Origin of the sequence: Actinoalloteichus hoggarensis, from assembly GCF_002234535.1 — a bacterium.
GTDB classification, from domain to species: domain Bacteria; phylum Actinomycetota; class Actinomycetes; order Mycobacteriales; family Pseudonocardiaceae; genus Actinoalloteichus_A; species Actinoalloteichus_A hoggarensis.
Map to the genome: position 1 here is coordinate 6,196,538 of NZ_CP022521.1, position 12,421 is coordinate 6,208,958.

Genomic DNA, 12,421 nt, shown 5'->3' on the forward strand with positions numbered 1-12,421 from the left:
CGGAGTCCCGACACCGCTCGCCCCTGGGCCGTCCAGACCCTCACGGGCAGTCGACCCACTCCTGGGTGCCGTCGAGGAACACCTGCCGCTTCCAGATCGGCAGCCGGGCCTTGATCTCGTCGACCAGATCGGCGCACGCCGTGAACGCCGCCGCGCGATGGGCGGCCGAGACCGCGCACACCAGGGCGAGGTCGCCGACCGCCAACAGCCCCAGCCGATGCGTCACCGCGATCGCCCGCAGTTCCGGGTGCCGGGCGGCGACGTCGGCGGCGACCTCACGTGCCTTCTCCGGTGCGCTGGGGTGGCCGACGTACTCGAGCTCCCGGACGCCCCGGCCACCGTCGTGGTCGCGCACGACGCCTCGGAAGCCCACCACCGCTCCCGCCCCCGCGTCGGCGACCAGCGCCTCGTGATCGACGGCGGCGAGGTCCTCGTCGACGACCTCGGCCCGTACCACCCGCACGGACCAGTCGCGTTCGGCCGCCGGCGCGGACGCCGGCTGCCCTGCGTGATCCGCACCGGCCGCGTCCGCCGTCCACACGGACGATCGGTCGACATCCGGACGGCCGGCCGCCGACGAGCCGTGCGGCTCCGCCGTCGACTCCTCGGCTCCCATGCTCGCGGGTTCGGCCGTGTCCGCCGCCCGCTCCGGCTGCGGATGGTCGCCACCGCGAAGTTGGTCGATCGCATGGTCGAGGACGCCCGCCAGCACGCCCAGTCCGTCGCGGACGCCGCCCCGCGATCCGGGAAGGTTGACGACGAGCGTCCGGCCCGCCACGCCCACCAGCCCCCTGGAGAGCACGGCGGTGGGCACCGCGGGCAGTCCGGCGGCCCGGATCGCATCGGCCACGCCGGGCAACTCGTAATCCAGCAGCTCGGCGGTGACCTCCGGTGTCCGATCGGTCGGGCTGATCCCGGTGCCGCCGGTCGTGACGACCACCTGCACCCCCGCCTCGACCGCGGCCCGGAGCCGCACGCCGACCGGTGCGCCGTCGGGGACGACGGCCGCGTCCGGCGTCTCGAAGGACCTCTCCCGCAGCCAGGACACGATGAGCGGCCCGGTGGTGTCGGCGTACACCCCCGCCGCCGCCCGATTCGACGCCGTGATCACCCTGGCATGTCGGGTCTGGCCGGTCACTCCGGTCTCCTCCACGTTCCCGTCTTCCCGCCGTCCTTGCGTTCCACCCGAACGTGATCCAGCACCGCGGCCGGGTCCACCGCCTTGATCATGTCGTGCAGGGCGAGCCCCGCGACGGCCACGGCGGTCAGGGCCTCCATCTCGACCCCGGTACGGTCGGTGGTGCGGACCGTCGCACGGATGTGCACCTGCGCGCCCGCGGGCTCCAGCTCGACGGTCACTCCGGACAGGGCGATCGGATGACACAGCGGCACGAGATCCGGCGTGCGCTTGGCACCCATGATCCCCGCGATGCGCGCGGTGGCCAGCGCGTCACCCTTGGGCAGGGTGCCGCTGCTCAGCAGCCCCACCACCTCCTCGGTGGTGCGCAGCACCCCGGTGGCGGTCGCGGTCCTGGCCGAGACCTCCTTCGCGGAGACGTCGACCATGCGGGCCGCGCCGCCGGGGTCCAGATGCGGTAGCTCCATGCCAGCAGATGCTAGGCGGCGGTCGCCTGCCGTCCGCCTCGCAGGTCGGTGACCCGGCCGGGACGAACCGGCACGTCATCCGCCGGCCGGGGCGCTGACTCGGCACGCCGCAGAGGCACGGGCCGCGGTTCCCCACCCGAGCCCGCGGTCGGCGCCCCGGCTCGGCCGTCTCACCACCGACGAGACGGCGGCAGACGCCGGAAGCAACGGCTTCCCGGGCGAGGGGCGCCCCGCCCGCCGACGGTCACTCTCCCGCGATGTGCTTCCGCCACGGCCCCATCGCCACGAGCCAGTGCGGGACGAGCCGGATCGGGAACGGCACCTCGGTCTCGAAGACGTCCGTGCCGAAGACCTGGGCGACCTCGCGGTAACCGCCGTCCTCCAGCCGAAGCTCGACGATCCCGGGCTTCTCCGGGTCCGGGCTCACGATCCAGTAGGACTCGACGCCGAACCGGGCGTACTCGACGCGCTTGGTGTGGTGGTCCCGGAAGACGCTCTCCGGCGAGACGACCTCGACCACCAGCAGCGGCGGCCGAGTCAGATAGGGCTGTTCGAACTCGTCCGCTCGGATGATCGCCACATCCGGGATGCGGTGATGGGTGCGGTCCGCATTGAGAGTGATACCTGGACAACTGAAGACGATCTGCTCTTCAGGCGCGAGCCCCCCGAGGTGGATCGTCAGCCGCGATTCGATGAGCGTGTGGATGGCGACCGGCGCAGGCGACATGTCAAGCCGCCCGTCGACGAGCTCGTACCGGCCGCCGGCGTCCGGCATCGTACGAAGATCGTCCACGGTCAGCGGCCGATGCCGCGATTCCACATGTCCGTAGCCCATGGCAACCATTCTGCCCCCCGTTCAGCACGACGCCGAGCATCACAGAACGCCTGCCGCCACGAATGAGCGATACCCGTCGCCCTCGGGGCCTCGGCGCGACCTCGCCCCCGCGCCCGGCCGCGCCGCGCGCGTCACCCCTCCTCGGCGGCCCGCCGCACCGCCTCGGCCACCGCGGGCGCCACCGTCGTGTCGAAGACGCTGGGCACGATGAAGGAGGCGTTGAGCCGCTCGCCGTCGGCCACGTCGGCGATGGCGTCGGCGGCGGCCAGCAGCATCGAGTCGGTGATGCTGTGGGCCTGGGCGTCGAGCATCCCCCGGAAGAAGCCGGGGAAGGCCAGCACGTTGTTGATCTGGTTCGGATAGTCGCTGCGCCCGGTCGCCACCACGGCGGCGTGCTGCTGGGCCTCCAGCGGATCGACCTCGGGGTCGGGGTTGGCCAACGCGAAGACGATCGCCGAGTCCGCCATCGTGGCGACCTGCTCGGCTCCGAACAGGTTCGGGGCCGACACGCCGATGAACACGTCGGCGCCGACGAGAGCGTCATGCAGGGACCCGGTGCGCTGCTCGGCGTTGGTGTGCTCGGCGATCCACTGCAGGTGGTCGCCGAGGCCCTCCCGCTCCTGATGCACGATGCCGTCGATGTCGACCGCCACCACGTCGCCCGGCTTGTCGCGCAGCAGCAGCCGGATGATCGCCGAACCCGCCGCGCCGACGCCGCAGACCACCACTCGGCAGTCGCCGATGTCCTTGCCGACGACCCGCAGCGCGTTGCGCAGCGCACCGAGCACGACGATGGCCGTGCCGTGCTGGTCATCGTGGAAGACCGGGATGTCCAGCTTCTCCCGCAGCCTGCGCTCGATCTCGAAGCACCGCGGCGCGGCGATGTCCTCGAGGTTGATGCCGCCGTACACGGGGGCGAGCAGCTCCACCGTGCGGATGATCTCCTCGGTGTCCTGGGTGTCCAGGCAGACCGGCCAGGCGTCGACGTCGGCGAACTTCTTGAACAGTGCGGCCTTGCCCTCCATCACGGGCAGGGCGGCACCGGGGCCGATGTTGCCGAGGCCCAGGACCGCGGACCCGTCGGTGACCACCGCGACGGTGTTGCGCTTGATCGTCAGCCTGCGGGCGTCGTCGGGGTTGGCGGCGATGGCCTGACAGATGCGAGCGACTCCCGGCGTGTAGGCACGGGACAGGTCGTCTCGGTTGCGCAGCGCGACCTTCGAGCGGACCTCCAGCTTGCCGCCGAGGTGCATCAGGAAGGTCCGATCGGAGACCTTGCGCACGGCGACGTCGGGCAGCGCGTCCAGCGTGGAGGTGATGTCGGTGACATGCTCCGCCGACAGGGCGTTGCAGGTGATGTCGATGACGACGCGGTCGGTGTGCGACTCGACGACGTCGAGCGCCGTGATCACGCCGCCGACCCGGCCGACGGCGCTGGTGAGGTCACCCGCCGCACTGGACGACGGCGGGGTCTCGACGCGCACCGTGATGGCATAGCCGGGGCCGGGAACCGGCATGACGACCTCCCTGGTCAACGCTGTTCAAGCAGGGGGAACAGCCTAACCAGACGAGGACGGACGCCCGCAGCCCGGCCGGTCGGCGAGCTACCTGTTGATCACCGTGACCGGGTGCTCGTAATGCACCGCACCCTCAGCCAGCGGAAACTCGGTCTCGCCGAAGGGAGACGGCGCGCCTGCCGTCGCCGCCCTCAGCTCGGACACCGCGTGCTCGCCCTCGGGCACCTGCGGCCAGCTCGGGTCGATGCGGTCCTGACGGGCTGCCTTGGCCACGGCTCCTCCTCCGGTTTCGGTCAAGCGACGTCCACACCGACCGCGCCGCACGTGTCCGCACGGTCGCCCCCGCCCGGCGGCATGCCCGCGGAGTGTCGGAAAGGACTCCCTTAAGTCTGCCGCATCGCGAAGTATCGTGGTGAGGATGCCCGGCACCTCACTGGCCGACTGGTTGCGTGACCAGGACGACGCGATGCTCGCCGCACTGCTGCGCGCTCGACCTGACCTGGCCACCCCTGCTCCGCCCGACACGACGGTCCTCGCCACCCGCGCGGGCATCGGGGTCTCCGTGGCCCGTGCCTGTGAGGAACTCGACGCCTTCAGCCTCGCCGTGCTGGAGGCGCTGCTCGTCGCGGACGCCGACCAGCAGCCGGTCGGAGAGAAGACGATCATCGAGCTGATGGGCGACGGAGTATCCGGGGACAGAGTTCGCGACGGGCTCGCCGCGCTGCGGGCCAGGGCGCTCGTCTGGGGCGTCGATCCGACACTGTCGGTGGTGCCCGCCGCCCGCGAGGCGATCGGCCCGTTCCCCGCCGGGCTGGGCCGGCCCGCACCGCATCTGGACCGACAGGATCTCGCGGCCGTCGTCGCCGACCTGTCCGACGCCGAGCGCAGGCTGCTCGGCGCGCTGGCCTCGGGCGCGCCGGTGGGCCAGACGAAGGACGCCGGGACGGTCGTCCCGCTCGACCGGGCCAGCACCCCCGTCCAACGGCTGCTGGCGGCCGGGCTACTGCTGCGTCGTGACGCCGAGACGGTGGAACTGCCCCGACAGCTCGGACTGCTGCTGCGTGGCGACCGGCCGCTCGGGCCGGTGCCGGTCGACCCGCCCGTGCTGGACACGGTGCGGCGGTCGACCGCGGACGCCGACGCCACCGCGGCGGGGGAGGCGCTGGAACTCTGCCGCCACGTCGAGACGCTGTTGCGCCTGTGGTCCACCGAACCGCCGCCGGTCCTGCGGTCGGGGGGCCTGGGCGTCCGCGAACTGCGGCGGGCCGCCCGCGCGATGGAGGCCACCGAGCCGCGGGCCACGCTGATCATCGAACTCGCGGTCGCCGCGGGCCTCGTCGCGGCGGGCGACGAGACCGAACCGCACTGGCTGCTGACCGTGGCCGCGGACACCTGGATCGCCTCCCCCGCCGAGCAGCGCTGGGCGACGGTGGCCTCCGCCTGGCTGGAGATGCCCCGGCTTCCCGCCCTGGCGGGCGGACGGGACGAACGAGATCGGCTGCTCTCCGTGCTCGCCGAGGAGCTGCGGCGCCCCCGTGCACCGCTCGCCCGCAGACGAGCCCTGGCCGAGCTGGCCGGGCTGCCCGAGGACACCGCCCTGCGTTCGGACGACTCGCTCGTGGAGCTGCTCGCCTGGCGGGCGCCGCGGCAGGGCGGCCGGTTACGAGACGATCAGGTCCGCTGGGCCCTGAGCGAGTCGGCGTCCGTCGGCATCAGCGCGGTCGGCAGGCTGTCCTCCGCCGGGCGGGCGCTGCTCGACGCCGGCCAGGCGGAGGCGGCCCGACTGATGGGGGCGGCGATGCCGTCGCCGCTGGACCACATCCTCGTCCAGGCCGACCTGACCGTGATCGCGCCGGGTCCGCTGGAGTCCGACCTCGCCTCGGAGATGGCCCTGGTCGCCGACGTGGAGTCGGCGGGCAGCGCCACGGTGTACCGGGTGAGCGAGACGAGTGTGCGGCGCGCCCTCGACGCGGGCCGCAGCGCGACCGAACTGCACGATCTCTTCGCGGAACGGTCCAAGACCCCGGTCCCGCAGTCGCTCACCTATCTGATCGACGACGTGGCCCGCAGGCACGGCAGGCTGCGTGGGGGCGCGGCGGCCTCGTTCCTGCGCTGTGAGGACCCGGTGCTGCTCAGCGAGGTGCTCGGCAGGCCGGAGGCCGCGCAGTGGGAGCTGCGCCGCCTCGCTCCGACGGTCCTGGTGAGCGCGCTGCCGCTCGTCGAGCTGCTGGACGGACTGCGGGCGGCCGGGCTGGCGCCGGTGGCCGAGGGGCTGGACGGGCGACTGCTGGACCTGCGTCCGCCGGGCCGCAGGCTCCCCCGACGCTCGGGCTCCGGCAGGCGCGCCGCCTCCCCCGCCCCCATCGACGAGGAGCGCCTCACCGAGGTCGTCGCCGGAATCCGGATCGGGGATCACACCTCCGCGGTGCGGCGCGGCGCCTCGGCGTCCACCGCGGCCGAGGGGCATCCGGTCTCGCCCACCGTCACGCTGGTACGGGAGGCGGTGCGCTCACGCAGCAGGCTCTGGATCGGCTTCGTGAACTCGCACGGCGTCGCCACGCAGCGGATCGTCGACCCGGTGACCATCAGCGGCGGCTTCCTGGAGGGATTCGATCGGAGCGTGGGAGCCGTGCAGCGGTATCCGCTGCATCGCATCAGCAGCGCGGCTCTCGTGGAGGACGCGCAGGACACCGAGGAGGCCGCACGCTCGACGAGTTCGACGGAATGATCCCGCCGGACCGACTCGGCGCCCGACGTCGTTCCCGGCCCTCCGTCGCGACCCGCCTTTCCAGGCCAGGAGGACGGACGGCTCCGCTCCGGATGCCCCGCTCCGCTCACGGCCTCGTCCGGCCCGACGATCGGTGGTTGCACCGACCGATCCGGGCCGCCGGCGATCCCCGATGCGGCAGGACGGCCCGCGCAGGCCGTACCGGTGACGTGCGCGCGACGAGAACGCGGCAGGCGTGACGCCCGCTCCGTCATCGTCGGAGCAGACGTCACGCCTGCCTGCGGTCGTTCATCCAGTGGCGCGAACCGCCATCCACTGCCGCATCGCGTGCTCGACCAGCGTGATCAGGGCCTGCTTGGTCGAGTCCCTGTTCCGCGCGTCGCACACCACGATCGGCACGGAGTCGTCGATCGTCAACGCCTCCCGAACGTCCTCGATCCGGTGGTGCAGCACGCCGTCGAAGCAGTTCAGCGCGACGACATACGGCAGTTCACGGTCATCGAAGAAGTCGATCGAGGCGAAGGCGTCGGCCAGTCGTCTGCTGTCCACCAGCACGACCGCGCCGATGGCGCCCTTCACCAGGTCGTCCCACATGAACCAGAACCTGTGCTGACCGGGCGTGCCGAACAGGTAGAGGATCAGGTCGCTGTCCAGCGAGACACGACCGAAGTCCATCGCCACCGTGGTGGTGACCTTGCCGGGGGTGGCACTCAGGTCGTCGACGCCCACGCTCGCCTCGGTCATCACCGCCTCGGTGGTGAGCGGCACGATCTCGGAGACCGAGCCGACGAACGTCGTCTTACCAACCCCGAAGCCACCTGCCACGACGATCTTCGTCGACGTGGTGGCGTGCTTGCTGGCGGCCGGAGTCCGCTGGGGTTCAGAGCCTGCGAAGCCCACTGAGCACCCTTTCCAGGAACGCGAGTGACGGCCCGTCCCCCATCACAAGACCGCTGTTGTGGACGAGAACCAAGCCGAGACTGGCCATGTCGCCGATCAGCACACGAACCACGCCGAGAGGAAGACGCAGATGCGCCGCGATCTCGGCGACAGAACGAGTCTCGATGCACAGACCGCAGATGGAACGGTGTTCGGCCAGCGACATCGAGTTCCGCTCTCGACCACGGTCACTCGTGGAGATCAACGCCTCGATGGGGAGATCATAATCCGGCCGGGTTCGGCCGCCTGTCCTGGCATAGGGACGGACAAGCGAACCGGTCTCCACCAGCGGGTCCCGGCTGCTCTCCTCGTCCGGCTCGTATTCGGGCCAGCTCTGCTCGACCTCCTGCACCGGCGTCGAGGAGAAGTCGTCGAAGTCGCCCGACATGCTCGTCCCGAGCAGATCCGCGCCCGGGCCGCCGAACAGCGCCCGATCGGCGCCGCCCATCAGGTAGTCGGCGTCCGGGTCGCTCTGGCCGTCCCGTCCTCGACCGTAGAAGCCGTCGAAGTCGAGCTGGCCTGCCCACTCACCAGCACGGCCGTCGCCGAAACCAGGTCCAGAGGTCATTGCCCATCACTCCGTCGAGGTAAGTACGCCTGTGGGTTCACCGGCGAGTCACACCCTGTAGCTGAGCACGTAGCTCCGGCGTGAGCTGCTGGCCGACGCGCTCGACCAACAAGGTCATCTCGTACGCGACGAGGCCGATGTCACAGTTCGGGGCGGCCAGGACGGACAGGCAGGAACCGTCGCTGATGGACATCAGGAACAGGAATCCCCGTTCCATCTCCACGACCGTCTGCGCGACGTCGCCTGCCTCGAAGACGCGGGCGGCACCCTGGGTGAGGCTGATCAACCCGGAGGCGACGGCAGAGAGCTGCTCCGCACGATCCCGAGGAAGTCCGTGGGACCCGGCGAGGAGCAGGCCGTCTGCGGAGACGACGACGGCGTGCGCGACACCAGGTACGCGACGAACGAAGTCAGTGATCAACCAACCGAAGGAACCTGGTTGCTGGGCGGACGCGGTCACTCCTGCTCCTCGTCGTGGCGGCTAGCGGACTGATGGGATGGATCTGTGGAACTACCGGGCGCGGCCAGGGCGTCAACCCTGTGGTGCCTGCCCTTCCGCAGTCCTTGTTGGAAGTTCGACATCTTGCCTCGAATCATCTCTGCCGACCGGGGAGGCGCATCCGACTGCTCGGGTGCGGCCTGCCGCTGCGTCTTAGTCTGCGGCGCGACCGAGCCGGGCATCAACTTGGCCTTCGGCACACGTTTTGGCAAGCCTGCCTGCGTCACGCCTTCCGGAGTCTGAGCGAGCACCGTCTTGGCTGCCTCCCAACCGTCGTCTCCTGCGGAATGCCAACCCTGGCCCTCCGACGGCGTCGCGGTCGACGTAGGCCGTTCGGACCGCACCGGCTGGCGCCGCGTCGGCGCCGCACCAGGTGTCGCGTCGGCGGCCGACGGCGTGCGCCCCGCGGCGGGCGGCACAGGCCGCTGGGTCGCGTCGGGCTGCGCCTGCGGCGGACGCCTGCGGGCGGCGGGCGGCGGAGCGGCTGCCTCGCGCCGCTGCGGCGCCTGCTGCTGCGTCGGCGGAACCCCGTTGCGCTGCGGAGCCGCCGGCGTGTTCCTGGCCGCCGGATCCTTCGGCGCGGTGTTCTTCTGTCTCGCCGAGGCAGCGGAGCCGTTGGGCTGCTCCTGCGGGGCGGCACCGTCGCCTGCCTGGAACCACTGGGAGAGGACGGCCTCGTAGATGGGCAGTCGCTCCGTCGGCGCGTCGAAGTCGGTCTGCGCCTTCGCCGCCCCCGAGGACCGCTCGTCCGCGACCGGTGCCCGTGACACGGCGCCCTGTCTGCCGTCGTCGTGCGACGCGGCGGCCTCGGCCTGCGGGTGGTCCTGCTGCGGGAACTGGGCCTCCCACTCGTCCTCGTCGGGTTCCTGGGCGTCGTCCATCTCGGCGGCCGTGAAGTAGGCCGTGTCCTCGGGAGCAGGTCGGCCGCCGGGCCCGCCCGACTGCGGCTGCTCCTCCTCCGCCGGATTCCGGTAACCGCCGCGCAGTTCGGACTCCGCCGATTCGCCGTAGAAGCCGAAATAGTCCGTCGAGTCGGACTTGGCGATGTCGCTCAACGCCGGGTCGCTCGGCAGTTGCTCGCCGAACGGCTCCATCGGCCCGGGCTCCGGCGCCACCGACGGCAGCGCGGGCAGTGAGCCCGCCCCGGAGTCGCCCCCGGTGTGGTCGTCGACCACGGTCGGCAGCGCGAGGTTCTCCCTCGGGGCCGCCAGTGCCTGTGTGCCGGTGTGGCCGCTGCTGCGCAGTGACGTCGGCCGCACCACCAGGTTCGACGGCACGACGACCAGGGCGATGATGCCGCCCTCGAGGTATTCGCTGCGCAGCCGGACGCGGATCTCGTGGCGCTTGGCCAGCTGCGCGACCACGTACAGGCCCATGCGGCGGGACACGCCGACGTCGACCCTCGGCGGGTTGGCCAGCCGTTCGTTGACCTCGGCGAGCTCGTCGTCGGCCATGCCGACGCCTCGGTCGGTGATCTCGATGATCAGCTCGTTCTTGCGGCTGTGCGCGGTACGCACCGTGACCTTGGTCTGCGGGTCCGACAGCGCGGTCGCGTTGTCGAGCAGCTCGGCGATGAGGTGGACGAGGTCGTTGACCGCACGACCCTGCACCATCAGTTCCGGCGTGGCCGAGACCGTGACCCGGGCGTACTGCTCGACCTCGGAGACCGCCGCACCGAGGATGTCGGTGACCGGAACCGGCCGAGCCATCCGTCGGGTGGTCTCCGTACCCGCGAGGACCAGCAGGTTCTCGCTGTTGCGCCGCATACGGGTGGCGAGGTGGTCCAGTTCGAACAGGTTCGCGAGCTGATCCGGGTCCTGCTCGTCGCGCTCCAGCCGGTCGATCAGGCCCAGCTGCCGTTCCACGAGGGTCTGGCTGCGGCGGGAGAGGTTGACGAACATCGCGTTGACGTTCGCCCGGAGCAGCGCCTGCTCGGCCGCGAGCCGGACTGCTTCGTTGTGCACCGCGTCGAAGGCCCTGGCGAGCTGGCCGATCTCCTCGCGGGTGTGGATGTCGACACTCTGGACGGTGACCTTGGGGATGTCGTTCTCGGTCTCCCGCATCTGGGCGATGACCGACGGCAGGCGCTCGTGCGCCACCTCCAGCGCCGACTTCCGCAGCACCCGCAGCGGACGCAGCATGGATCGGGCGACGAAGAGCATCAGCACCAGCGCGCCGACGAGGAAGCCGAGCACGAGGGCCGCGTCCCGGAAAGCGGTCATCCTGGCCTGATCGGCCAGCGATTCTCCGCGCGCCCGCAGGTCTCCCTGGAGCTCCAGCTCGACCTCACGCGTCAGGCCGATCGTGGTGCTGGCCGACTGGTCCCACAGCACGGAGTTCAGCCCCAGCGGAATGCCGTTCTGGTGCCGGACCAGGGTGATCCCCTTGATGCTGTTCACGTCGTCGACCGCAGGACCCGCCACGGTGTCGCTGTAGAGGTTGGCCTCACTCGGGCTGGCGATGGCGTAGAACTCGTTGACCGCCGCCGAGAACTGCGCGTTGGACGCCTGGAGCTGCTGGAAATGGATCTCCCGCAGCTCGTCCCGATGTCCGGCCGCCAACAGGGTCGCCCGTTGTTGAGCGATCTCCTCCTTGGCCCTGGCGAGCGCCTCCGTCGCCCTCGCGGGAGCGCTGACGGCGCTGTCGGTGATCGACGCGACGATGTCCCGGTTCATCTGCAACAGGAACTGGATGATGCTCGTGTAGGTCTTGATCGCCGCGGTCTCGGAGTACTGCGTCTCCCGGACCGCGCCGCGCAGGCCCGCCAGACCGCCGAGACGCTCCAGCGCCCTGGTGCGACTGGTGATCACCTGTGTGTCGAAGTCGTCGAGCTGGCCGAGGCTGTCCCGCAGCCGTTGCACGTCCTGATCGACTCGGACGACCTGGTCGTCGACCGCCTGAGCGCCGCCGACCCGGCCCCTGGCGATGTAGGACGACGCGACGTCCCGTTCGCGCTGCAGTTCGTGGATCAGGTCGGTGCTGCGCTCGACGACGTCGAAGCCCCGGACGTTGCGGGCGTACTCGTCGGCCGCGTCGATCTGGTCGAAGACTCGAAGCTGACCTAAGAAGAGCGCGGCCAGCGTCGGCAGCAGCAGGACCGCGACGAGCTTGGTGCGCAGGCGCCAGTTGCGCAGCTGCCACCGGGAGCTTCGGGTCCCGCCGGACTGCCTGCTGCTCTGCGACGAGGCCTCGGCGGCCTCGTTCGGTGCCGCCGTTTCCTGGCGGTCTTCCACTCCTTCGCTCTCCAGTTCGAGCGGAGCGGGCTTTCTGCCCTGCGAAGGCTTTTCGGGGCGTGCCACGACTAGCAGACCCTCCAACTCGGGCAGGCGGAGAAATCGAACGACTGTTCGACCTCGGACCTTGACTTGGTGCCCGACGGCGCGGAGACCGACCGATGCCCGGGGATGAACGCCCCCGCGTCCCCGGCATCGGACTCTCGACGCAAGCCGCCGTCTCGCGGGCCGGGTCGGCCGTCGGCCGAACTCGCCGTACCCGCATCGATCACAGCGAAGGCCCGGAACAGCGGAGTCGTCGACTCTGCGTTCGCCCTGGCCGTCACCACCGGACTCGCCATCACGCTCCCTGGTCAGCTCAGCAGACTGCCGTGATCATGCCCGCCGGGAAGGTCGAACAGACCACCCCATCAGGCGGCCAGCCGAAACTATACTCACACAACGCAACCCATTGCGTCCCCCGCCCGTAAATCAAATGCACCCATTCGGCGGTACTA

The 12,421-nt window shown here is 71.0% G+C and carries 10 protein-coding genes; 1 reads left to right on the forward strand and 9 read right to left on the reverse strand.

What is annotated here, in order from left to right; genetic code table 11:
* Positions 1 to 40: 40 nt before the first annotated feature.
* The 5 genes from AHOG_RS26370 to AHOG_RS26390 form a co-directional block, all read right to left on the reverse strand.
* Positions 41 to 1,138: a molybdenum cofactor biosynthesis protein MoaE gene (locus AHOG_RS26370; protein WP_093944837.1), complete on the reverse strand. Its 1,098-nt coding sequence runs from the start codon at positions 1,136 to 1,138 to the stop codon at positions 41 to 43.
* A complete protein-coding gene (gene moaC / locus AHOG_RS26375; protein WP_093943723.1) occupies positions 1,135 to 1,605 on the reverse strand; it encodes a cyclic pyranopterin monophosphate synthase MoaC in 471 nt (156 codons plus the stop codon). The genes AHOG_RS26370 and moaC overlap by 4 nt, the downstream gene beginning before the upstream one ends.
* Before the next feature lie 244 nt (positions 1,606 to 1,849).
* Positions 1,850 to 2,449 carry a Uma2 family endonuclease gene (locus AHOG_RS26380; RefSeq protein WP_211290498.1) on the reverse strand — a complete coding sequence of 200 codons (600 nt, stop codon included), beginning with the start codon at positions 2,447 to 2,449 and terminating at the stop codon, positions 1,850 to 1,852.
* A 122-nt stretch (positions 2,450 to 2,571) separates the two neighbouring features.
* A complete protein-coding gene (locus AHOG_RS26385; protein WP_093943725.1) occupies positions 2,572 to 3,957 on the reverse strand; it encodes an NAD-dependent malic enzyme in 1,386 nt (461 codons plus the stop codon).
* 87 nt (positions 3,958 to 4,044) lie between these two features.
* A complete protein-coding gene (locus AHOG_RS26390) occupies positions 4,045 to 4,230 on the reverse strand; it encodes a hypothetical protein (RefSeq protein WP_093943726.1) in 186 nt (61 codons plus the stop codon).
* Positions 4,231 to 4,375: 145 nt separating this feature from the next.
* On the opposite strand from AHOG_RS26390, the gene AHOG_RS26395 reads away from it, so the two are divergent.
* The gene (locus AHOG_RS26395; protein ID WP_093944838.1) at positions 4,376 to 6,685 is read left to right on the forward strand and encodes a helicase-associated domain-containing protein; all 2,310 of its coding nucleotides are present in this window, start codon (positions 4,376 to 4,378) and stop codon (positions 6,683 to 6,685) included.
* Positions 6,686 to 6,973: 288 nt separating this feature from the next.
* Here AHOG_RS26395 and AHOG_RS26400 read toward each other — a convergent pair whose 3' ends face one another.
* Genes AHOG_RS26400 through AHOG_RS26415 form a run of 4 tightly spaced genes read right to left on the reverse strand, consistent with a single transcriptional unit; the run spans position 6,974 to position 11,990 of the window.
* On the reverse strand, positions 6,974 to 7,585 hold the full coding sequence (locus AHOG_RS26400; RefSeq protein WP_093943727.1) for a GTP-binding protein: 612 nt from the start codon (positions 7,583 to 7,585) through the stop codon (positions 6,974 to 6,976).
* A complete protein-coding gene (locus AHOG_RS26405; protein ID WP_093943728.1) occupies positions 7,566 to 8,192 on the reverse strand; it encodes a DUF742 domain-containing protein in 627 nt (208 codons plus the stop codon). Before AHOG_RS26405 ends, AHOG_RS26400 begins: the two co-directional genes overlap by 20 nt.
* A gap of 37 nt (positions 8,193 to 8,229) precedes the next feature.
* Complete coding sequence (locus tag AHOG_RS26410) at positions 8,230 to 8,652, reverse strand: roadblock/LC7 domain-containing protein (protein WP_069852620.1); 423 nt, start codon at positions 8,650 to 8,652, stop codon at positions 8,230 to 8,232.
* Positions 8,649 to 11,990: a sensor histidine kinase gene (locus tag AHOG_RS26415; protein WP_157737054.1), complete on the reverse strand. Its 3,342-nt coding sequence runs from the start codon at positions 11,988 to 11,990 to the stop codon at positions 8,649 to 8,651. The genes AHOG_RS26410 and AHOG_RS26415 overlap by 4 nt, the downstream gene beginning before the upstream one ends.
* Positions 11,991 to 12,421 lie beyond the last annotated feature (431 nt).